The organism is Paraburkholderia sp. BL10I2N1 (genome assembly GCF_004361815.1).
Lineage (GTDB): Bacteria > Pseudomonadota > Gammaproteobacteria > Burkholderiales > Burkholderiaceae > Paraburkholderia.
Genome location: NZ_SNWA01000002.1, coordinates 3,332,940 through 3,354,889, shown reverse-complemented (window position 1 = coordinate 3,354,889; position 21,950 = coordinate 3,332,940). Strand labels below are relative to the sequence as shown.

The following is a 21,950-nucleotide window of genomic DNA, read 5'->3' as shown; positions in this document are numbered from 1 at the left end:
GCCGGTCGGCAGGCGGCCGTAAGGATTTGCGGCGCGCCGACCAGCGTGCGGTCAACCACCGAATGCCGTCAGGTCCTTGGGGATCAGGCGGTTTGCCTCGCAGTACGCGAGATAGCGCTCCATGCCTGTCTTCCAGTTTTCCTTCGCGATCACCTGATCGTTGTCGTTCAGGTAGAGGAGATCGCCCTGGACGATGTTCAGCGCGATGATCTCGTCATCGCCGGGCAAGGCCAGCGGCGTGTGACTGGAACCGGCCGTTTCGAAAACGATGCTGCCCGGACCAGCGACCCAGTCATGCTCGGCATATTTCCAGCGACCCTTTATCGTGTAGACGATGACCGTGCCGGTGTGGTGGTGCTTCGGCATCTGTACGCCCGCGGGTGCCTTCAGAAGCGTGATTGTTTCGCCGCGTGTGGGGTCGAGCTTGAAGTACTTCACGAGGACATCAGTCGAGTACGGCGCAAACGGTACCCACGGAATCGACGCATCATCAATGCACTCGGTGGCCACTTTTTCATAAAACATGCTTGAGTCTCCAGATCAGGGTTATCAGCGCTATCACGCGGAACACCTTTATCCGTACGATGTGCCCCGCTGTGCTTGCGTAACGACATGATCGAGCTTGAATAGCATCGCTGGCTTGGTCAGAATGAGACACCTGCTTGTCACTTTCAGACAGGTGAAATATTTGGCAATCAGACCAGATACGGAGACAATTTGTGGGCATCACTGCGGACCGTGTTCCCAGTCGCTACTACGCGGTGATTGGAGAGATCCTGCGTGCACACACTCCCGACTACGAGCGCTTGCTCGCGAACGCGAACATCAATGTGCAGGCTCTCGAGGACCCGGAGGGCACGCTCACGATCACCGAGCTTGAAGCCCTCATTGACGTCGCATCCCGGATAACTGGGCGTAATGACCTCGGCTACGAACTGGGACGACAGGTACGCCTCAATTCACACGGCCCGCTTGGCTACGCGCTGCTCAGCAGCCGAAACGTCGACCAGATTCTGCGGCTCGCGGTGCGCTTTTATCACCTGATCGTTCCGATTTTCACGATGCGCTACGAGCGGCGCGGAAAATACGCAGAAATCGCATTTACGCCCTCCGCGGTGATGCACAACCGCACGCTGCAGTTTTTCCTCGAAGCGCTAGCGATGTCGTTCCATGTGCAAGCCCAGATGCTCCTGGGAACGGACAACGAAGGCTACGACATTTATCTCTCGATGGAGGCACCGCCTCATGCCCACCGTTATCACGGGAACGCACCGGCGCGCTTTCACTTCGGCGGATCGCGGGTACCCGGCGTGACCGTCAGAATCTCGACTGATATGCTGGACAAGCCACTACCCATGGCGGACGAGCGCGTCGTACGACAGGCAGAGGCCCAGTGCGAAGTACTGTCTCGCAGATCGCCCCGGCGAGGCGAGTGGGGCGAGTTCGTCACGATGATGGTGCGCGAGAGTGAGAATCTGCAGCTCACGCTTGAGGATGTGGCACGCTCGCTAAATATCACGTCGCGTACGATCAGCCGCTACCTCAGTCGGGAGGGCTTAAGTTTTCGCGATGTTTCGCAGCGTGTTCGATTTGAGCGTGCATGCGAACTTCTGGAGGCCGGCGAATTGACGGTTTCACAAATTGCTTTCCGGCTTGGCTTTACGGACATCGCCAATTTCAGCCGGGGGTTCCGCCGTTACAAGGGCATCAGTCCCACTGGTTACGCTGAATCGCATCGATCCCAACGATCACATTAGATACCGGACGCGGTGCCGCACACGCCACATCCACGACGTTGTGCTGCGCGGCACTTCCTGACAGCTGCGGCGAGAGGTTCACTCGCCGTTCCACCGCAGCAATAATTACCCGTTTGTCAGCTGCTGAACGGACGGGGGAACCCATTTCCCGTCAAGAACCTCCGCCTTGGGGTCGTATAGGCGCAGCATGAGTTTGAATCGACCCGGGGGGGCCGGGAGCCAGTTCGACACTTTTTCGTCGCTGGGCCGCGAATGTTGAAGCCATAGATCAAGCGAACCATCGGGATTGAAGTGCAAAGCGTCGCGATCGCCAATTGCGTATCGTCTGATGGGATTATCGACAAAGAACATCCTGTCGTCATACATCGTGAGCGACCAGAATGCCTTCGCGGGCGGTAGCTTGTCGCGGTCGAAATGCAGAACGTACCGGGTTTCTCCGGTTAGCGGATTCCCCTTTGCGTCAATCGCGGTCATGGGGTAGACCGCATCCTTCGGCCCGTTCGCTCCGAACCCAACAAGGCTCACAATGGCGCGTAGAGGATAGTGTGTCTCGTATTGCCCCAGGTTCAGCGGAATCCGCCAGCCATTGCGGACATTGAGCAGGACTTTGTCCATTGCCGATGTCGTCGCGCTGAACAACGCACGTTCTACTGGATTGGTATCTGGCAGACCTTGGGTTCCCGGCGATCTCGCGTCGAACAACGCCCGCACAAACCAGACCGAATCTTCGAGAGCGCGGCGTGTCGTCGGGTCCATCCGCTTCCAGACGAGGGGCATACCCGGTTCAATGCCGAGGTGGCGAAGTTTCTCCACCATAGCCGCGTCCGCTCGACTTGGCGGATTGTCTCCCATCAGCATGGACATACGCGAAAAGTAGTCCTGTGCATTCAGGCGAGCGACCTGCGTCACAACGGGTGTTTGGGTATCGATCGACACATCAGTGTGAGCCGTCGCGGCATCATTTTCCTGATGCTGCAGAAACCTCGAAAGCGGGACCAAATGGTATTGGGCCTGAACCTGGTGTACCGCAGCAAAATCTGCGGGATCGCGCGTATAGGTGCGGCCAATGATCCAGTTCATGGCAGTGGGTGACTTTACCTGGATCATCCCTTCTGGTACGGCTCCGTTCCAACCTGGCCCGGAGATCAGGTACTGCTTCGGCTCACCACCATATTGGCGGGTGCCTAGGGACGCGAACGCGTTTGTCCAGGCGTCCAGGACCTCCATCAGCACCCATCGACCGTGCATGTCCGGCATGCTGAGCACCATTGGCTCCGCCTTCAGCTCAAGCCAGGCGATGCTGTACAGTGTATCGGCATTGGGAGCGACAACGTCTTTGAATGTATTGTCGGGAAATGCCCTTACGTGACTGAACTGATTAGCCGGACCAGTTCCGGGTTTGCGATGTACGTCACCCTCGGTCATCGGGGCGGGCGCGGTCATTACGCGCTTCGTCATGTCCATTGTGATCAATGGATACGCGTATAGATAAGCTTGCACCCCGTTTTTGAACGCCAGCCAATAGGGCAAATTTATAAGACTGACGATTCCGACGAAAGTAACAAAGGCAATCGGCACCGCAATTCGGAGTTTAAGTCGACTAGTCATTCGTTCTAGTACCCAGCGTGACGAAGAAGTTGAAAGCCGCCCGGCGATTATCGTCGGGCAACGCGTTTTCGGAGCGCGTCAAACGAGGAGTTCCCGGACGGCGTAGATGTCCCTCTGCTGAACAGGACGCGTCAGCACGCCTGCCAGCACCTTGCATGATGACGCGGTGTTGACGGTCTTGGCTCGGTCAGATCCGGACAACCGTTTGTCATTTTCGGACAGCCGGGCAGCCACCTTCATCGTGTCACCCGTCTTACGGGTTCGAGCACGCATGACGGTTCGAATCACGCTTAAAATCGATCACCTGCGTTGCCGATAGCAGCGCGGAAGATGCGGGCGCTGATCGGTCAATGGACTCCGGCGGCGATAAAGCCCGTTGATGGAGCAGATGTTTTCCGCAGCAGCGAATACGCCAGTCGGCCGCAGCAGCCGACGGACACCTCTCCGAGCTAATTTTCTAAATATGTTCGCTGTACGCCTTTGAGCGGAAGGCGGGCAGTCGGAGGTCGATTGTCTCTTCAGGGTCGTTTTCGGCCGCCCATGCAACCGAATCGGGCCAGCAAACAACGTTCACCTGCTCCGTGACAAGCGGCTAAAGGTCGAGCTCCGACGAAGCCACCCTCCCCCATCGCTGACGTATCAGATGGTCCAGCGACAATGCCCCCGCGCCCCGGCAGAGCAGGACGAGCAACATGGCTGCCCACTGAATATGCGTCGGCCACGCCTGCGGATAGACAAATATCTCAATCACCAAGGTCATCCCGAGCAGCACCAATGTTGCAGGCCTGACGCCCAGGCCGAGCACCAGCAACACCGGCGTGCTCAGTTCTATCGACACGGCGATGTGCGCAGCCACATCCGGCGGCAGCACCGGCACCTTGTATTCCTCGCGAAACAGTTCAAGCGCTGCGTTCCAGTCGGCGAGCTTGGTCATCGCCGAATTCCAGAAGACTGTCGCAACCGCGAGGCGCAGCGGGATGGCCAGCAGCCAGTAAGGCACGCGTTCCAGCATCCGCACTGCGCGCAGGTAACCGTTGCGGGCAGGCGCCCGAGTGTCAGCCGCATGAGAGAGGCGAGTCATGATGGTGATCCTTCGTCGACCAGACTGTGGCTAGCAGGCGGTAACCCCTGAGCGAAGCATCTCCGCGCAAGGTATGCGCCGACGAGCGCATACCCGTCCGCTTCGGGAGCGCAAGCCAGCGCATCGCCGACAGCCTCGCCCGCAAAAAGCGCGGCGCTGATGCGCCACTCTCCAACGCTCAAACGGAGCGTATCCACGCCTTCTGTCACGCGTTGCACGAGCAGGTGCACGGGTCCGTCCGCGAGCTGGATCGCACCCAGGGCACGATCGTCCTGTTCGAGCACGGCGCGCCAGACGACGTCAGCGGGATACTCGCAGCGCAGCAGGCGCGCGGCCGGATGAGGTCGCAACCGCAGCGCGCCAAGCGCATCCTCGTCGAGTTGTGCGAGACACGCAAGATCGAGCGGCGCAACGTCAGGCGCGTGCAGCACGCAATTCACCTGCCATTCGAGCCGGGCAACGTCGGCCACGTACGGCACCGAGGCGATTTGCGGCATCTGCGCGAGGAATTCTGGAAACGCTGCGCCGAATTCATCGAGCCACGCGCTGCGCGGCGGTGCAGCAGTGCAGAAGAGGCGCGCGGCGCCTTCGAAAAAGTCCGTGCCAACGAGACGCTGCAGGCAAGGAAAGGCGAGACGCAGCGCATTGACCAGCACGCCTGCTGCCGTGTTCCGGTAGATGTTCAGACGTGCCTGCGGGTCGAGCCCATCTGCGAGCACGACGGCCGCCACATCGTCGTGCTCATGGTGCAGCAGGCTCTGTCGCATGGCCTGTTGCAGTTCAGTCAGCGAGGGCGTACGCGTATTCATGTCGAACCGCCTCCAGGGCCGATTCTGCCGTTGCAGCTTCATCGATGAGAACTTCGAGAGATGGCATATCGGTGTCCCATTCGATCAGCGTCGGCACGGGTCCAAAGCGGTTCAACGCCGCTTGGTACAGTGCCCAGACTTCCGGCGCGACACGCGAGCCGTGATCGTCGATGCGCAACGTGCTGCCGTTGTCGAGTTGCCTCACACTGTGGCCGGCAAGATGGATTTCGCCGACGGCCATCGGCGGCAGCGCTGCAAGATAAGTACCAGGATCCCAGCCGTGATTGCACGCGCTGACGTAGATGTTGTTCACGTCACACAGGATTCCACAACCCGTGCGTTGTGCGACCTGCGCGAGGAACTCCCATTCCGGAATCGTCGAATGCGCAAAGCGGAGATAGGTGGACGGGTTTTCCACCAGAATCTGCCGGCCAAGCGCCGTCTGCACCTGATCGACATGCCGGCAAACGACGTCGAGCGCTTCTTCGGTCAGCGGCAACGGCAACAGATCTGCAAGGTAGGTACCACCCGCCACGCTCCAGGCCAGGTGCTCGGAGACGAGGCCGGGCTGTACGCGCGCCGCGACCTCGCACACGCGGGCCAGATGCGCGGCGTCCAGCCCGTCGGCGCTGCCGAGGGAGAGGCCCACGCCGTGCAGGGAAACCGGATAGTCGCGGCGAATGGCATCCAGGTCGCGCGTGCCCGGAACGCCGCCCATGTAATTCTCGGTATGCACCTCGAACCACGCCACCGCCGGGCGTTCGTCGAGCACGGTCCGATGATGGCAAAAGCGCAGGCCCACACCGGCCCTGGCGGGCATCTGGCTGGCTGGCGTGCGTGGCGGGGTCACTGTTGCGCTCATGGTCATAGCGGCTCTCAGCCTGCCTTCGACTGCCCACCCGCGATCTTGCTGCAATCGCCTGCCGGCAGTAATACGAATGACTTCGGATCACGCGCCTGCGAGGCCTGGCCGGCACACGAATGCGCGCCTTCGGCGCAGTCGTTCCTGGCTGCCGCGTTGACCCCGTAGCATTTCTCGAGGTGGTTCTGCGCCATCCTCGCCATGTTGTCTTTCACGACCTGCGGCGGATTACCCATGCCCTGCGCCTGCGCGGGCAGCGCCTGCATCGCGAGCGCCATGCCGACTGCTGCCGACAGCGACGAAATGGTCAAAGCGGACTTGCTCATAGTATCTTCTCCAAGGGTGGGATCGCGAACACGCGACCCTGTAAGCAAGTTCGGTCCGGCGCGGCCAAAGGTTACGCGGCGTGCCGGGATTTTTTCGCGCCGCTTGCCTCCTCCACTAATTGCAACGATGTCCGACTTCCGACACCGCCGCGCCACGCACATCCGTCTGGTCCGGTCTTCGCCGGCAGGCACTCAGCCGCCGGACGCCACACGTGATGAAGCAACTCGTCCCGACGGCTCGCCCGACTGGTCCGTATTGATGGCGCACGCGCAGCGAGGCGATCGCGACGCCTACCGCCGGCTGCTGCAAAGCATCACGCCGTATCTGCGGGGCGTCGCGAGCCGCCACGGCGTCCGTCCGGACGCCGTCGAGGACGTCGTGCAGGACATTCTTGCTACCGTGCACCTCGTGCGCCACACATACGACCCCACGCGGCCGTTTGGCCCGTGGCTGCTGACGGTCGCCATGCGCCGCGTGGTCGACACGCTTCGGCGCGAAGGGCGTCTTGACGCGCGGGAAGTGCCGCTGGACGATGAGCATGAAACCTTGGCCGGCGCCACAGCGAATCTGATGGAAGAAGCCACCGATGCGCGCGTGCTGCGTGAGGCAATCGAGCGTCTGCCTCCCGGGCAGCGCGACGCGATCCGGATGCTCAAACTCGAGGAGATGTCATTGAAAGAGGCGGCCGTGGCAAGCGGAATGACCGTTGCCGCGTTGAAGGTTGCGGTGCACCGCGGGCTGAAAAGCCTGCGCAAGCTGCTGGCAAAGGGCGACGGCAAATGAAAACGACCCCCGACCTGATCGAATCGCTCGTCGCCGATGCAAGGCCGGTGCGTCCGCTGCGCGCGCCCGCGCTGCGGGCGGCGGGCTGGCTGCTGTTTGCTGTCCTTGTGCTCATTCTCGTCGGCGTTGCGAACGGCACGCGGCCCAGCCTCGTGGCAAAGCTCCATCAGCCGGTTTTCGTGGCGGGCGTGGCGGCAGCCGCGCTGACAGGGGTGCTGGCCGCCATCTCGTCGTTCGTTGCCAGCGTGCCGGGACGGTCCCTGCGCTGGTTGCTGCTGCCGCTGCCATCACTAGCGGCCTGGCTGTCGACAGTCGGTTACGGGTGTCTGACGAACTGGGTGGAGATCGGCCCGAACGGCATATCGCTCGGGGAAACTGCGCGCTGCTTTGCGACGCTCGGGCTCACAGGCATCCCCATGTCGCTCGCCCTTCTGATCATGCTGCGCCACGTGGCCCGGCTCGCCCCTGCGCCCGTCGTGATGACGGGAAGCCTGGCGGTATCCGCGCTGACGGCCGTGGCGCTTTCGATGTTTCATCCGCTCGACGCGACGGTCATGATCCTGGTCTGGAATTTCGGCGTCGCGGCCGTTCTGCTGATGGTCAGCGGGCGCTACGCACGCCGGATGTTCGCGTGGGTCACATCGACAGTCCGATGACAGCGTCGGCGGTTGGCGCCCCGATGTACCGAACGGGCGCACGTCGACCCGGCATTCGGACCTTGGGCAGACGTCGGGCCATGTACGGTCCCCCGCTCACGCTGGCTCCGGTCATTGAAACGGCTGATCGGCATCCAACTGTGGTCGTTCGCTGGGCTGTTACCACCAGGCCGTGCGCTAGAGGTAATCGGCCCAGCCGGACATCGGCTCCTCCCGTACGCATTCATTTCCGAATGGCTTGCCTTAGCGCGTTCCAGGGGACTGGGCGGCGACCTCCGGTCGCCGCCCGTCACGCTCAAGGCAATGTGATTTTGCGGGTGAATTCGGCCGTCACGTTGAGACCGGTGGCTATGCCGAATACCGGGTACACGTTATCGGGTCCGCTAGCAGCCAGCCCCATGTAATCGCCGAGAAAATGGCCAGCCGCTACCGGAGCGTTCAGTATGTTGAACGAGGTTGTGGTCAGCCGCTTCTCATGGTGCCAGTTGGCGGAGTTCGCGCAGTCGGTGGCGGTAGAGCAGAAGAGCGCGAAATAGTCAGTACCCTCGAAGCCGGCAGGTGTGTTCGTGTCGTTACGAAAGTCGTAGTAGGTCACCACGATCGACTGGCCGTCCCCCGACGCCACCACTGCGGGGATGAAAGCCTGCTGCCGGCACGGGTTTGTGGCATTCGCGGGCGTCTTGTTGACCATCACCGGTGCCGACCAGGTGGCCCCGCGGTCACGCGACTCGCTGAAATAGATCCCGTCGACCGGGATTGACCCAGTGGGCGTGGTGCAGGTGGCTGTCGAAAAGCGATCGTCCTGCCAGGCGAGATAGATCGCCCCCGTCACCCGGTTCACAGCGACACTGTAGAGTATGGAGGCATCGCGCACCGGCTGGCCTGTGTCCGGAGTGACTACCCCGACCACTTGAATGTCGCTGGCGAACGCTGGCCCGCTCCAGTGCGCGCCCTTATCCGTGGACCTAATATAGCCGATGTCGAGGCCTGTTGCCGTGACACCGATCGCGGTGAAGAAATCGAGCACGGTCCCATCAGGCAACACCTGCACGATGTTGTCGATCGTCTGATTGTTCGTGCCGGGCTGATAGATCGGAGCGGCCGTGCTCCAGGTCACGCCATTGTCAAGGGATCGGGAGAAGAACGTCGGTCCGACAGTATTGAACGTGACGGCCTGGGCACTGGCGGCCTTGCACGGCGACTTCGTGACCGGCGCGCACACCAAAGACGCGCCCGCCGTAGAGTTAAGCAATTTGCGCGCGATTGCGACACCCTCGCCTTGCGCGAGCATCTGGGCGCCGGCGGTGGTTGCCGGGAAGACGCGCAGCTGATCCCACACCGCATAGACTAAACCGTTCGCGGTCGGATCGGCGGTGAGCGAGTTCTTGTCATTTAGCACGTCCTGCGTGCTGTTGCTGATCAGCGTAACCGGAGCTTGCCACGTCGCGGCGTGGTCGACGGAGCGGCTGACCATCATCCCGCTTCTTCGTGTCCCAAAGGGTGTCGTCGGCTTCGCGGGGTCCAACACCAGTGAGAAGAAGAAGGCCGTTCCGTCCTTCGCAAAGTCTACCCAGGGATCGGAGGCGCGACGGAATTTACCTCCGGTGCAATCGGTAACGCCGGACGGGATCGTATTGGTCCAGTTGCTGCCCGCATCGTTGGAGACGACGCCAACGAGCCCGCGTGAGCCACCGTCGCTCCAGCGGTCCTGCTGGTGACCGACGAGGAGGCGAGACGGGTTCGTCGGATCGGATGCCACCCATGGCTCGATCGACGTGGCTGGATAGAGGATGCTCCCGAATGCGGTCTCCTGCTTGTGCACCTGGTCGGCAGTGCATCCGCTGAATGGATCGCCCGCGGCCACCTGGACGAGCGGACCGAGCGTTTGCGCCTGGGCGCCTGGGCAGAACGCGCACATGAGTGCGACGGCGCTGCCACCAGCGAGACCTTGAGAAACAAAACTGGATAGGCGTCTGAAAGTTGATTTCATTCTGTGCCTCGCGAAAAAGGGTAAAACGCCAAATGCCGGCTTTACACCACCGGCACCTTGACTCTCGCACTGTGATCGGCCGATCCAGGTGCGAAAACGACTTGCCCGACCGCAATACCAACGCCTGCTGCGACCCACCGAGACAATCGACTGCAGAAATGCCCCCGCAGAAACACACTAGGTCGCGGCAGCCTCATTTGTGTGAAAAGTTCATTACGGATGCTGGTTTGTCGCGTTGCGTCCCCACCCCGATTGACATGGCATGGGGCATGCAGAAGAGCGGTCAAAACATGTATGCGCTTGCAGAAGCACTGCGCCCCAGAATGGTGGCCTCAGCGATGCCAAGTCGCTGCGCATCGAAGTCTGCACGTTGGACGGCAGAACCGGGCCGCCTCGGCTGCTTCGTACCCGCGATAAGGTTGAGAGCCAAAGGCCGCTCTGAAGTACCCGCCCCGCAGTGTCCGAACTACTGCTCATTGGGGGCATTGGTGAGGTTAACTTGCGAGTGGCAGCACCGGGTCGGGTAGCGCCCATTACCGAACAGACTCGCGAGAGTGTCGCGGCATGGATAGGGCATGCGGGGCTGCACGCAACCGACTTCCTGTTCCCGGGCAGAATTCACGACTCTCCGCACTTGTCGACACGGCAATATGGCCTATTTCAAATTCCGAGTGGCTGGTTTGGCGGGTCAAGTACGGGCGTCAGCCCGGCGAAGCGAATACTTGACGCGCGTTGAAGAAGTAAGCTGGGACAGGGCTGGTTGCGGCAGAATGCGGCAACCAGCCCTGCAAGACAACGTGAACCGATGAACCAGACCCAACTGTTTGAAGCCGCCTTGGGAATCAAGGCCCCGTGGTACGTGCAAGGCGTCGATTTCGATGCCGCGCGGCGTGAACTGACCATTGCCGTGGACTTTGTCGCGGGTACGCGCTTTCCCTATCCCGGCGTCGCGGGCGAGCATCCGGCTCACGACACCCAGATCAAGCGGCTGCGCCACCTCAACTTCTTTCAGCACGAGTGCTATCTGGAGGTTCGGGTGCCGCGGGTGCGTCTGCCGGACGGCTCGGTGCGCCTGGTCGAACCCGACTGGATAGGCAAGCTGGACGGCTTCACGCTGCTGTTTGAAGCGCTCGTGCTGACGCTGTGCCGGGAGATGACATTTGCCGCGGTGGCCCGCGTGGTGAACCTGTCGTGGCATCGGGTGAAGGCCATCTGTGACCGTTACGTGGACCTGGCCGTGGCCGCGACCGACCTGTCCGAAGTTACCGCGGTGGCCATTGACGAAACGTCGGCCCGACGTGGGCAGGACTATATCTCGCTGGTCGCCGACATGGACGCAAGGCGCGTGGTCTTCGTCACGCCAGGCAAGGATGCCGGCGTTGTCGAACGCTTTGCCCGGCACCTGGAGGAACATAATGCCACGCCTGCACAGATCGAATCGGTCAGCATCGACATGTCGGCTGCCTTCATCAAGGGCGTGGACGAACACCTGCCCGACGCGCGTGTGACCTTCGACAAGTTTCATGTCGTGGCGCATGCGTCCAAAGCGCTTGATGGTGTGCGCCGCGCGCAGCAGAAAACCGATCCCTCGCTGAAGGGCATGCGCTGGTCGCTGCTCAAGGATGCCGAGAAACTCGATCTCGCGCAACTGACCGATCTCGAGGCGCTGATCAGCCAGTACGCCACCAACCGCACGGCCCGAGCGTGGATGTACCGCGAGCAACTGCGCGAGATTCTCGATCGCAAACAGATCCACGTCGTCTCCAAAATGCTGCGCCGGTGGTGCGGCAACGTCATGCGTTCCAAGGTCGAGCCCATGAAGGACGTCGCGCGCATGATCCGTCGTCATTTCGACGGCATCATCGCGTGGGCGCAGACACGCCAGACCAATGGATTCATTGAGGCGATCAACGGCCTGTTTCAGGCCGCCAAGCGCAAGGCACGGGGATACGCCAGCTTCAAGACCATGCGCACCGTGCTGTTTCTCATCGCGGGCAAACTCGACTTCTCAGCACTCAATCCGCATGCCTCGTGAGCCGCATTACCCACTGCGCTTTTAAAAGAGCCGCAATATGCCCGGCTGGTTCATCGGTGGATCGCGTCAATCGGCTTTGACGACACTGCCTATGGATCCCACACGATGCGCCGGACCAAGGCGTCGTTGATCTATCGACGCACCAAGAATCTAATTCGACTACATACGTTTCGACGTAGGCGAACATCGAATCGAAGAGCGCAATCTTTTCTTCATTGCTGGGTGGTTTGAGGTTCCGAAGATTCGCGCGCGCAACGAAGCATCTAGCGATTCAGACATGGCCGTCGTTCCTCTGGGTCCACTGAATGAATAACAACCATAGAGTATGGCTGACGCGCGGGCCTGCGAGGTCAGCGCGCGCCTGCCCTCGTATGGAGATACATCAAAGTCCGCGGGGAAAAACGCTCAGAGGGCTGTAGTCACCGTTGCGGTCCCGAGTGCAAAAAAGAATCAAAGTCTGCAGCAGCGATCGCGATCTTTTGAATTGTATCGATTCCAGTTCAGCAAAGTCTGCGAGACCGCCGGCCGGCAAGGCTCGGGAAAGCAAATACAAAAAGGGGCACATCAAAATCATGCTGCATCGCCCAAGCCCGTATAACCGGCATTGCTTTCGAAATTCCGTTGGCGGATAGGTGCGATTCGCCGCGATGCGTCAGCAGAATTGGCCACCTCGTCAGTGACATGCTCAATCAGGGCGCCTGTTACAGGATTGATGACTACGAGAGAGGATCCCACGATTGCACTGCGCAGCCGGAAGGGCCCAGCAAGTTTAAATAGAGTGATTATCTTCCCAATGAACATTTGCCAGTGGAGGGACCTCGGCAGAACCCATCCGTTCGATTTCCCGGATTCGCTCCTGCTGCTCCCTAGTAAAGCTACGTCGCCGCAACCCGGCCATGTATATGGCTTCGTCGCAGTCGCCCAACTGTCGTTTCGATGCCATCGTGGCAAGCCAAGAAACGACGCGTTCGCAATAGGCCGGTCGGCATTCCACAACTTCTGCCAAAACGGCCGAAAAAGATCGGCTCGGGGTCCGTACTCGTCGGAAACCTGTTCGATCGAGGATAGCGCTTTGAGTTGCCATGATCGGGGGCTCGATTAACATTAATCTGCGCCACGCCTCGCGAATCTCGACAGAGGTTGGTTCGTACAGAATGCACGGCCGGTGCGACCGGTGGCGTCGATTAAATGAGCGTAGCCAATCCCGGTCATTTTTTAGCAGTGCCGCATATACAGCTGGATCCGTTTCAGCAGCGAAGGTGATGCGTCTTTCCGGTGAGGCATTTTCAACCAGCCGGCGCCACGTCACGCGCAATCTCCTGACTTCGCTCTGAGGCAACAGTTTGATATTTTCCACATCTTTCCTGCCCGCCCAACGAGAGGCAGTAGTCCTTCCCAAACGTAACGCTTGTGCTGCACGGAAAGCGCTCGCACCTGTAGCAATCAACTCGTGAAACCGGTCGCGGTAGCGAGAACCATATGAGAGTGGTATCAATTGTGCAGTAACACGTGGCGTTGCCTCCGACATCCGATACGATATCCCGCAGGTACACACGAGCTTCCAACCGCCTGTCTTCAGTGATGAAGAGTTAAGGACATCACCATCTCGATGCAACGCACCCGTGCATGAGGGTGGTCCTAAAATGGGAGAAACTATTTTGCTCTCACCTGAGGAGGTCGAAGCTTTACACCGGATCCGCGGCAAATATGACCCCGGCAATTCGACATGATGTTCAAGAAACGACTGACCTGCAATAAACATGAATGGATGACGGCATTCGAAAACGGGAGCACGTTCCCTCAAGCTCGAAAGCCAACTTGAGATTCTTTCCGCAGTCATGCCCGTCATATGACAATATTCACGTCCAAAATAATCAAGCCAGCTGGAAATCAAAGCGTGTTTTTTTATTTTTGAATTTTCTCGCAGAAATCCTGCCTCCAGAATAAAACTTAGAAAGGCTTCTGCTGGCTTGCATGGACCGCCCTCCGCTCTCTGCTGCACGCTTCTTTTTGCAATATCATCAATGGCATGCTTTTCTGATGCTGCCGTCCTTTGCAAAACCTGCTCATCTGAAGCACTAATCAAGTGCATTACAGTTGGGTCAAAGGTACCCCGAGGAAATATTTTATTTACTGACTTCAATATAGAAGAGTGCCTAACACAGCAGTACACTCCGGCCAACTGGTGATCGATTTTCCAATAGGGTATTTCCTGTTTCTCAATCCATTCGACTAGACATTCCTTGCAGTATCGCAATGCCACGGTGCGCTCACCATTCAATCGAATAATTCTCGGCACGAATTCTGTGTTTTTTGGATGCTCTAGCATTCCTCGAAGTATCTTTTCTCTTGTCGGTGACGAGGCCATCATCGTTGCATATCTGAATTCCGTATGCTCATTAATTATGACTTCTGCTTTAAGATTCCAGTAGTCACGCGTTTGCTCTGCAAGATATCCAATGCCACCAGGAAGCCGCGTAAGTCGCCTGGAAGCATAGCCGAAAAGCGATCGCTTAAAATTGTGAACCAACTTCAAATCCGCTAACTCGGCGTAACGTCCGAAATTACCCCCAAGAGTCTCACCTTCCTTCAACGGTAAAAGTGCAATAGCCATCGAATCAATCCTAGTTTTGACAGTTCAGAGTTTTGACCGCACGCGATATCGACACACCAGCTTTTCGCTAATTCCTTGGATTTTCCGCGCATTTCACGCGGCAATCCGATACCACCAAGCGTTGACCAGTCGGTCCACACTTCGCATCGAATTTTCCCGGTCTCAGAAAACTTCTGACGGCTTATACTCCGATCACGAACGCATTCACCATCGCGAAGAACTGCTTGATTCCGCGAACCTAATGGCTAACAGGTTCCGTCCCCCTCCGGTGGACAACGAATGCAAGGCGTGTTCGATTCGCGAAGTTGAAAGCCGCAAACCACTCGTGGTCGTGTCGACACAAGGTTCTATAGAGTGCAGGATCAACGCGATAGGCCGAGGTAATTTTCTTGCTCCGCGGAGCATTTTGAACGAGCGAGCACCAGCGGTCACGCATGCGTTGAACCTCATCTCGGGACAAATCCGTGTTTTTGCGAAATCCCGCATAGCGCGCCCAACGAAGGAACCTCTCACGTACTGCGCGTGATGCGGTTGGAGCGCTACCGTCATCGGCGAGCCCCATGAGAATGAGGTCTCGATATCGCGCTCCATACGCCTCCACTGTCAACGGCGCTTTTTCAGATGACGACAAGCCGGGCACCCGATAGGATACTCCGCATGAGCAGACAAGCTTCCATCCAGCCCTTTCACTCAAGCATTCTCTCCAGGTGTCGTTCCTCCGATGAAGGATTCCGACGCATGACAGCTCACGCATTTTTTTATTGACAGAATTATCACGACAATCCAGCCAATCAGTTCCACGAGCAATCATCGTATTCCATGTCGCAGGCACAAACGATCCGGGCAACGAGCAACGGCGATTCAGTAACGACTCGGCTGCGATGAACATAAGCGGATGGGAAGCATCCTTGTCTCTACTTTGATCTGCGATGTTACGCAGCCAGACTGTCATTTTTTGCCAATCCAAACCAGCCAATCGGCAATATTCGTGGCCGAAATGCTTCAAAAAACATGCAATAAAGGCACGATGGTCCATCCTACCGTCAGGCCACACAAACCCCGCTTCCCGAAGCAATTCTCGATAGGTCGTCGCCGATGGGAGACCATCATTCGGCATCCTGTACTGCACGCTACGTTTAGCTACATCCTCAATCGCGCTCCTCTCTGAAACTGACAACCGAGTCAAAACCTCTTCATCGGCACGCCCCCTCAGTTCCACTACCGTCGTGTCCGTGAGATTTTTGGAGAAATCCGAGACCGTTACTTTGAGCATGCGTGAATGCGTGCAACAGACATACACGCCCGGGATTTGATGGTCGACCATCCAATGGGCTGGAATCCGCTTCGCTTTCCAATCCAATAGGCAGTCTTCGCAATATCGGAACCTTGATACGATTTCCCCACTCCAGCCACAGGCGCTTCTTCGTGAACATCTACCGGCAGGTCGACCGAGCATATCCGAGCGCATCGCCTCTCTTTGTTTCTCCGAGACCGTCAAGGTCGCGTAATGGAACTCCGTGTAATCACGGATAATTGCCTCTGCGTCCAGATCCCAATAGTCTCTGGTTTCCGCGACGAGATGATCAAGTCCGCTCGGGAGTCTGGTATCCGGCATACAGGCATAGCCAAAGAGACGTTGCCTAAGCGGCAGCGTAGTTTCTAGACCAATGAAGTTCCCATAGCGGCCTAGATTGCTGCCAATAGTTTCACCATTTAAAAGCGGAAACAACGCGATAGCCATAACCTTTCTCCGTGTTCTCCCAACCGCATTACCCTACGTATCCTCGTCTACTCTCGTCCAAGTCACTTTAAAATCCAGCGCTCACAGACCTCTTCACCAAGTATGGCGGCGTGATTCAGCAGACGACGGATCGCCTCTCACAACCCAACGCGCTCGCATGAGACCGGAATGGGTGAACCGACTGCTGGTGGCAACTGAATTTCAAGATGGAGGCCCACCGAAGCCACCCCCGGCTTCGGAGTTGTCAAATAATCTCCTATTTCGACTCCTTGCCGCTTGTCTTCAGAGATTCCGCAGGAGATTTGTGTTTATAGAAACGGCGCGCTGCCTCGTTACTCAGATCTTGCGATGATGCGGAAGGGTACTCCTTTTGGACCGTGCAAATGAGCGACGACGCCACCTCTTGCGGCACGCCCAGAAGCATCAGTCTGGAGACTGCACTGATCGCTGACTCGTTCCTGTCATGCTCCATGGCCACCTCATAGTAACCATGTCGCTTCGCCGCCGCCTCCATCGAGTCGACGATGTCGTCCAGCGTGTCGCCCAACAGGTCGTCATATTCCACCATTCTTGCCTTATTCCCAGATCGCACCGCGTTCATCATCGGCCTCAACGAAGCCATCTTTTCATCGAATACATCTCTAATGATTTTTCGCGACAACCGCTCCTCCCCTGACGAGATTGCCGCGTACTGCGCCAGCTGAAACAGAGGAATCGCAATCCCAGGCAGCCCCTGAGTCAAGAAATACAAGTACTTCCTCATGGCATCCGAAAGAGGCACCGGGTCGGCAATCCACTGATATTTCTGTAGCTGATCACAGAATCGCTTCCAGTCGTCCTCATTCCTCATACCGCTCCAGACGGTAACGCCCTGACTGCTAATGCGCCGCGCAGACCGCAACGTCTTCCGAAAAAGCTGAGCTGCTTTCGGAGTGCCGCTCACGATGACTGGAATTCCAACCACGTTAGTAAGATTGACAAAGAAGTCAAAGAGCGGGTCGTTCCTTGCCACCGCCTGTAGCGCGTTCTGCATCTCGTCAATAACAATGAGGCCCGTGTGATGCCGTTGGCAGATACGGTGTAGCTTATTCGCGTAGTCAGCCAACGTGGCTCTGAGCCCAATCTCCTTCGTATAGTCCGTCCCAAGCAGGTCATCAAATTTCAATATGAGAAGCTTGAGTGTGTCTTTGAGACTGGCACTCTTGGGACAATCAACCTTTATCCAGACAACCTGACTCATCCCATATTCCTTATGCAGGATCACCTTGGGGAACAAGCGTAGCGCAGCTTCCAGCGCTGTGGTTTTGCCACCACCCGAAAGGCCGAAGATGCCGGCACAATACGCATGTGAACGCTGATGCAGGTAAACAGGAGAGAGCTGCCCATCTTGGTTCGCCCTATATCGGTCCTTGAGTCCTTCTGCGTAATCGTCCCGTAGCTCGCTTCCAATATAATGCTGACGAATAATGATCTGAATTGTGCTGACCACGTCAACATGAGCAGGAAGTGCGACGACAAGTCGAGACAGTCGCCCAATCGCATGCAAGCGATACTCTTCAGACTTCGTGCGCTCCTTCTCATCGAAGGCGACGGGCACGTTGAGCGCCTTCAAAATCGACTTCTGATCCCAAACAGGCCCCAATGCTGAAATCAACGGATTGCTTCGGTACTCGGGCAAGAGCGTTTCACCGCCGTAGTAACATGCCTCCACTGCTTCGACACATTGCCTCACCGGCTCAGGTTGGCTCGATGTTTGGTTTTTCGTCTGATTGGTGACGATTTTCTTGATGGTCATGATGCGCTCCTATGCGTCCATTTCCGCAAGTAACTCCCTCGTGCGCTTCTCACGGAGTTCCTTCGCGGTCATGCGATCAGCCTCGGGAGAGGCCGCGTTACCTTGATTTTCCAACTCGTCGTACGCGTCTCCTTCCTCGTCATACGTTTCTTGCGTTTCCGGGTCATCCAAGTTTTTTCCTTGCTGAATCGTCTTGATGATTTTCTTGAACGACGCACCATTCCTTTTGCGCCTCCCGTTTCGCTCAGACTTCTTCGAACCTTTCCCTGCACGCGACGTCGATTCAGCGGCTCGCTCAAGGTTACGCATTTCGTCCATATCACTGATGTTCGATCGCATCATCCCTGCGTCTTTTAGCGCCCTCGAAGTTTTGGAGACGGCGTCTTTGGCGATCTTTGCAATGTTGAAGTCCGTCATCGCGCGATCGGACTCGGACGCCTCCTTACTCATGCCTCCATTAGTTGCATTGTGCTCTGTATAAAGCAACTGTTCGGCGTATGTCAGCCCGCACATCTTGTCGAGTTCGTGCTCAGAAAGCTGGCAAGACACGGGCTCGCCCAGTCCATGAAGTTGAATGCTGCTGTTATCCGCGGAGTCGTAACCGATCTCGACCATGGACTCCACGTTCTGGGCGCGAAACATTGCCTGGCGCTCAATGAGCGAAGGCGTAGGACAGTCGTAGTGCATCCCGTTATGAAGGATCCCATCGCCATCGATCGGAACTGTTGTTCGCGGCATGACTTTCGCACGAAAATCGTCTATATCGACACGCCTCCCGCAACCATTAATCTCAGTACCGCATTTCCAAAGGTTGAGCGGCGTTGGTGCGAGGCCTCGCTCTACCATTTCTGGTGGCGTTGGATAACCGCGGATGAGCCGATTGATATAGCTAAGTATTGCATAGCAAACGATGCGCCGAAATTCGATAATGTCCAAGGCCGCGTGATATGCGGGGTGTTCAATGCCACGGTCAAACGAACTCTTTTCAACGACCCCAGGCACGAGCGAGTTCCAGATCGCCGGAATGATGCCGAATCGCCTTTCCATAACAGATCGCAGGTCTGGGCGATAGGCCGGAGGGTTTTGCATTTCTACGCGAAAGTGCGCGATCAGAGGGTGTGCCTTATGCACACTGCTTAGCTCACCCTGATCCCCATAGACGATTTCACACAAGCGATCCGCTGGCCACTGCTCTTCTCGGATCGCAATGTCAATTGACGCGCAAAACTGGACTTTGGGACTGACGGCGTTGGCAAGCGCCATCATTGCTCCATCCCATGAGGGCGGCTCAAATGTCACATAGAAGCCAACAACCATCGCTGTATAGTCGTCGATAACAAGATAAAGCGTCGGTCTGCCGATTACCTTCGTCCGCAACACTTGCCCCACCAGATAGATATCAGCGATCGTCGCGTCAATGTGGAAGCGTTCACCGGGCCCACGTGACCTTCTAAGTCGACCGGTCAAAGGGCGCTCGTGCAGCAAATACCGCCTCAGACCAACCTTGTGGATGCGACGTTCTTCGTAACTGTAGTTCCGATAGATATGGTATTGAAGTTGGCGGGCAGTTATAACGATACGGCGACCGAGTTCCAACGCGATCATTTCTCCACGTTCGTTGTAGACGACCCTATCATGCAGAAAGGTTGCGTTGATCCAGTTTATGGCTTGTTCTAACGTTTTTTGGGCCCGCTTTCCTTTCGAGTATTCGAACGCAAAGTAGTGATCGGCCGCCAGTTCGAGCAAGCACTGCACCTCGTGGTTACGAGCTGAACCCTTCAACTTCCTGCGTTTCGGCTTTCTACCGGGTGCGCACTCCCAGTTCCGAAGCTGACCTCTCCCTCCGCACCGATCGTAATCATCTGCGGCCGCTGCCGGTGTCATCCCCTGCTGGCAAAATCGCCTGAACGTCCTGTAAACCGTTGACTCTGTCACGCCCGATGCCGCGCAATATCGCAAGATTCGCTTCCTGCGGGTTTCGCGGTGAAGCAACTCCTCGAATGCATCCCCATAAATCGAAGGTTGCGGTGAAGATCCGTCGTCGTTCGGTGGTAAATCGAATGTTAGTAATCCCGATATAAGGATCCAGCCTTTAGACTTGGTTGGTTCATCGGCGATCTCCCGATATTTTCTGGACCGACGAGAGAGACCAAAAGCCAGTACACATCTTCGCTCTGACACGTTACCCGGAAGCTTTGCAAGTTTTTCGAGAGCACGTTCAGGCTCGACATTGGTTGACAGTCGCAACAGCAGATCGTCCGTTTTTTCCTTAAACGGTGATGCTCTTCGACCGGCTGCCGATTTTGCGTTATGTTCAATGTCGATAAGATGGGTCCACCTGGCGTTCCTCCCTGTTTTCAACACTATATATATGTGATCACCGTTGCGATCCCTGAGCACGTCTCCCACAGCGATTTCGTGTGGGCACGTCGATTTCATGAGCATTCGTGCCTCCGTCAAGTAAGCACAAAACAGTGGCGCCCTTCAAAGCTTTGGCCGCCAGACTTCACCGAGCTTCAAGTCCAGCGGGTCGGAAACGTCGAAGTCAAACGCTATTCGTTTGGCGCCAGCTAGTTGCCGAAAGGCCTGTACGCCCGAGCCCGCCGGGAGACCTCGTGTTCTGTCAACGAGTCCACATGCCTCGATAACTCGTAACTCCTTCCTCCATCGAACCAGATGAAGCAACTCGCGCTGCGCCGCCTTCTCGAAGTCAGACAGACTTCGGCCTACCGTGTCGTTGTGCGCTCGAAAGATCCACGCCAGATTTTTGGAGCGCCGCGCATGCATACCGTTAGCCCTGACGGCAGAGTACGAAGCGCCGTCGTCTTCCCATGTTTTTTGCTCTATAAGTTGCGAGCGCGTTCGTTTGCGTGGTTTGTTAGTGCTGCTCGACCTGACTGACCTCGCCTCCCGCTTGTGCGTCGTCCCGTGCTCCGTCAGGTACACGAGGGCCGTACTAATCACCGCGGGTTCGCCGAGTTGCCGATAGAATGGATGTGCAACATTGATGGACGCCGCCGCTCTCTGGGTCTTGTCGCGCTCGAGGGCTACCTGATCGTAGATAATCTTCACATCGTGCCGGTACCATCCTTCAAGGAATTCGGCGTGCTCTGCCTCGGATAACAGGTGCAGTTCCCCGCCTGCTGCCTTGTCGCACACAAGTCGCGTTCTGATTCCAGCGCCTGGCCTGTCCCGCGTATGCAGCCAACGTTGATGCAATCCGCTCTCTTTGGCGTTCGTCTGTTCCTTCAGCTTGCGCGATAGCGTTCCTTTTCGAATTCTCAACGCATCTGTCGTCATGTCACTCTCCAATATGTTGGATATCCCGGAGCGTCTTATAGGCGCCTCGGGAGGAAAGGAGAAAGCGCTATGTCGAATCACAGCCCATCGCTAAATCGAGGACGACGCAATTTCGTTGCCCTTTGCTTTTCTGATCATTGCGCCGCGGTCGGGCGATTGATGCGCCTGCTGCGCGCGACCTGCTGAAGACCAGGATGGCCTCACACGCAGCAGTTCAGCGTCGCTGTGATCGCTCCCGTGCCTAGACGTCAAACAACTCACGCAAAAGGCGATTGATGGCAAAGTGGTTCCGATATACCCGCGCGTATTCGTTCTGTTTGTATTGGGAAAAAGCGGAATGAGTCCCGCCTTCGCTTGACCAGCGGTGCGTCAACTCCCGCTGCTGGCCGGCCCGGTTATTCCGCGTAGGTTGCAACTTGACGTGTTGGAGGTCGGACGCGTATGCAGCCAGTGCCGGGATCTGGACACTGGGGAATCGCCGAACTGGTACCCCACACTCCGCTTCAGGCGAGAGACGCTGCGTCTCGGGGTCAGTCGAAACACTGGTCAGCCTTTTCGGGAGACGAGGCTCACGGATCACCTCGATCCCAAG

The 21,950-nt window shown here is 57.5% G+C and carries 16 protein-coding genes and 2 pseudogenes; 6 read left to right on the top strand and 12 right to left on the bottom strand.

What is annotated here, in order from left to right; genetic code table 11:
* Window positions 1-51 precede the first annotated feature (51 nt).
* Window positions 52-525, bottom strand: a complete 474-nt coding sequence (locus B0G77_RS37500; protein ID WP_133666762.1) for a 2,4'-dihydroxyacetophenone dioxygenase family protein — start codon at window positions 523-525, stop codon at window positions 52-54.
* Between the two features lie 194 nt (window positions 526-719).
* Between B0G77_RS37500 and B0G77_RS37495 the strand changes: the two genes are divergently transcribed.
* A complete protein-coding gene (locus tag B0G77_RS37495) occupies window positions 720-1,757 on the top strand; it encodes an AraC family transcriptional regulator (protein WP_243751372.1) in 1,038 nt (345 codons plus the stop codon).
* Window positions 1,758-1,862: 105 nt separating this feature from the next.
* Here B0G77_RS37495 and B0G77_RS37490 read toward each other — a convergent pair whose 3' ends face one another.
* The 5 genes from B0G77_RS37490 to B0G77_RS37470 all read right to left on the bottom strand — a co-directional run bounded on the left by B0G77_RS37490 (window position 1,863) and on the right by B0G77_RS37470 (window position 6,443).
* A complete protein-coding gene (locus B0G77_RS37490) occupies window positions 1,863-3,365 on the bottom strand; it encodes a DUF1254 domain-containing protein (protein WP_133666761.1) in 1,503 nt (500 codons plus the stop codon).
* Between the two features lie 592 nt (window positions 3,366-3,957).
* Window positions 3,958-4,377: a DoxX family protein gene (locus tag B0G77_RS37485; protein WP_243751438.1), complete on the bottom strand. Its 420-nt coding sequence runs from the start codon at window positions 4,375-4,377 to the stop codon at window positions 3,958-3,960.
* Window positions 4,378-4,442: 65 nt separating this feature from the next.
* Window positions 4,443-5,255: a DNA-binding domain-containing protein gene (locus B0G77_RS37480; RefSeq protein WP_133666759.1), complete on the bottom strand. Its 813-nt coding sequence runs from the start codon at window positions 5,253-5,255 to the stop codon at window positions 4,443-4,445.
* Complete coding sequence (locus B0G77_RS37475; RefSeq protein WP_133666758.1) at window positions 5,227-6,117, bottom strand: DUF692 domain-containing protein; 891 nt, start codon at window positions 6,115-6,117, stop codon at window positions 5,227-5,229. The genes B0G77_RS37480 and B0G77_RS37475 overlap by 29 nt, the downstream gene beginning before the upstream one ends.
* A gap of 14 nt (window positions 6,118-6,131) precedes the next feature.
* A complete protein-coding gene (locus tag B0G77_RS37470) occupies window positions 6,132-6,443 on the bottom strand; it encodes a DUF2282 domain-containing protein (RefSeq protein ID WP_133666757.1) in 312 nt (103 codons plus the stop codon).
* Window positions 6,444-6,570: 127 nt separating this feature from the next.
* Here B0G77_RS37470 and B0G77_RS37465 point away from each other — a divergent pair, with 127 nt between their 5' ends.
* Both B0G77_RS37465 and B0G77_RS37460 read left to right on the top strand, forming a co-directional pair.
* Window positions 6,571-7,227, top strand: a complete 657-nt coding sequence (locus tag B0G77_RS37465; RefSeq protein ID WP_133666756.1) for a sigma-70 family RNA polymerase sigma factor — start codon at window positions 6,571-6,573, stop codon at window positions 7,225-7,227.
* On the top strand, window positions 7,224-7,883 hold the full coding sequence (locus B0G77_RS37460; protein ID WP_133666755.1) for an NrsF family protein: 660 nt from the start codon (window positions 7,224-7,226) through the stop codon (window positions 7,881-7,883). Before B0G77_RS37465 ends, B0G77_RS37460 begins: the two co-directional genes overlap by 4 nt.
* Window positions 7,884-8,178: 295 nt before the next feature.
* Here the strand turns inward: B0G77_RS37460 and B0G77_RS37455 are convergent, their stop codons facing one another.
* On the bottom strand, window positions 8,179-9,801 hold the full coding sequence (locus B0G77_RS37455) for a sialidase family protein (protein WP_243751371.1): 1,623 nt from the start codon (window positions 9,799-9,801) through the stop codon (window positions 8,179-8,181).
* A gap of 604 nt (window positions 9,802-10,405) precedes the next feature.
* Here B0G77_RS37455 and B0G77_RS44945 point away from each other — a divergent pair.
* The 3 genes and pseudogenes from B0G77_RS44945 to B0G77_RS44940 form a co-directional block, all read left to right on the top strand.
* A pseudogene (locus tag B0G77_RS44945) lies at window positions 10,406-10,525 on the top strand (integrase); the annotation flags it as partial.
* Between the two features lie 153 nt (window positions 10,526-10,678).
* Window positions 10,679-11,908 (top strand): ISL3 family transposase, encoded by a 1,230-nt coding sequence (locus B0G77_RS37445; RefSeq protein ID WP_133662124.1) that lies wholly within the window; start codon window positions 10,679-10,681, stop codon window positions 11,906-11,908.
* 33 nt (window positions 11,909-11,941) lie between these two features.
* Window positions 11,942-12,139: pseudogene (locus B0G77_RS44940) on the top strand (hypothetical protein); the annotation flags it as partial.
* Between the two features lie 538 nt (window positions 12,140-12,677).
* Here B0G77_RS44940 and B0G77_RS37435 read toward each other — a convergent pair.
* From B0G77_RS37435 to B0G77_RS37415, 5 genes are all read right to left on the bottom strand, one after another.
* Window positions 12,678-14,522: a TnsD family Tn7-like transposition protein gene (locus B0G77_RS37435; protein ID WP_133666754.1), complete on the bottom strand. Its 1,845-nt coding sequence runs from the start codon at window positions 14,520-14,522 to the stop codon at window positions 12,678-12,680.
* Between the two features lie 238 nt (window positions 14,523-14,760).
* Window positions 14,761-16,263 carry a TniQ family protein gene (locus B0G77_RS37430; RefSeq protein WP_133666753.1) on the bottom strand — a complete coding sequence of 501 codons (1,503 nt, stop codon included), beginning with the start codon at window positions 16,261-16,263 and terminating at the stop codon, window positions 14,761-14,763.
* Window positions 16,264-16,519: 256 nt separating this feature from the next.
* Window positions 16,520-18,058, bottom strand: coding sequence for an ATP-binding protein (locus B0G77_RS37425; RefSeq protein WP_133666752.1), 1,539 nt, complete (start codon window positions 18,056-18,058; stop codon window positions 16,520-16,522).
* Between the two features lie 9 nt (window positions 18,059-18,067).
* Complete coding sequence (locus B0G77_RS37420; protein WP_243751370.1) at window positions 18,068-19,804, bottom strand: integrase; 1,737 nt, start codon at window positions 19,802-19,804, stop codon at window positions 18,068-18,070.
* A 738-nt stretch (window positions 19,805-20,542) separates the two neighbouring features.
* The gene (locus B0G77_RS37415) at window positions 20,543-21,358 is read right to left on the bottom strand and encodes a TnsA endonuclease C-terminal domain-containing protein (protein WP_133666750.1); all 816 of its coding nucleotides are present in this window, start codon (window positions 21,356-21,358) and stop codon (window positions 20,543-20,545) included.
* Window positions 21,359-21,950 lie beyond the last annotated feature (592 nt).

Coding starts and splice junctions, on each gene's coding strand:
- B0G77_RS37500 (WP_133666762.1), bottom strand. CDS start 525: ATGTTTTATGAAAAAGTGGCCACCGAGTGCATTGATGATGCGTCGATT.
- B0G77_RS37490 (WP_133666761.1), bottom strand. CDS start 3,365: ATGACTAGTCGACTTAAACTCCGAATTGCGGTGCCGATTGCCTTTGTT.
- B0G77_RS37485 (WP_243751438.1), bottom strand. CDS start 4,377: ATGCTGGAACGCGTGCCTTACTGGCTGCTGGCCATCCCGCTGCGCCTC.
- B0G77_RS37480 (WP_133666759.1), bottom strand. CDS start 5,255: ATGAATACGCGTACGCCCTCGCTGACTGAACTGCAACAGGCCATGCGA.
- B0G77_RS37475 (WP_133666758.1), bottom strand. CDS start 6,117: ATGAGCGCAACAGTGACCCCGCCACGCACGCCAGCCAGCCAGATGCCC.
- B0G77_RS37470 (WP_133666757.1), bottom strand. CDS start 6,443: ATGAGCAAGTCCGCTTTGACCATTTCGTCGCTGTCGGCAGCAGTCGGC.
- B0G77_RS37465 (WP_133666756.1), top strand. CDS start 6,571: ATGTCCGACTTCCGACACCGCCGCGCCACGCACATCCGTCTGGTCCGG.
- B0G77_RS37460 (WP_133666755.1), top strand. CDS start 7,224: ATGAAAACGACCCCCGACCTGATCGAATCGCTCGTCGCCGATGCAAGG.
- B0G77_RS37455 (WP_243751371.1), bottom strand. CDS start 9,801: ATGTGCGCGTTCTGCCCAGGCGCCCAGGCGCAAACGCTCGGTCCGCTC.
- B0G77_RS37445 (WP_133662124.1), top strand. CDS start 10,679: ATGAACCAGACCCAACTGTTTGAAGCCGCCTTGGGAATCAAGGCCCCG.
- B0G77_RS37435 (WP_133666754.1), bottom strand. CDS start 14,522: ATGGCTATTGCACTTTTACCGTTGAAGGAAGGTGAGACTCTTGGGGGT.
- B0G77_RS37430 (WP_133666753.1), bottom strand. CDS start 16,263: ATGGCTATCGCGTTGTTTCCGCTTTTAAATGGTGAAACTATTGGCAGC.
- B0G77_RS37425 (WP_133666752.1), bottom strand. CDS start 18,058: ATGACCATCAAGAAAATCGTCACCAATCAGACGAAAAACCAAACATCG.
- B0G77_RS37415 (WP_133666750.1), bottom strand. CDS start 21,358: ATGACGACAGATGCGTTGAGAATTCGAAAAGGAACGCTATCGCGCAAG.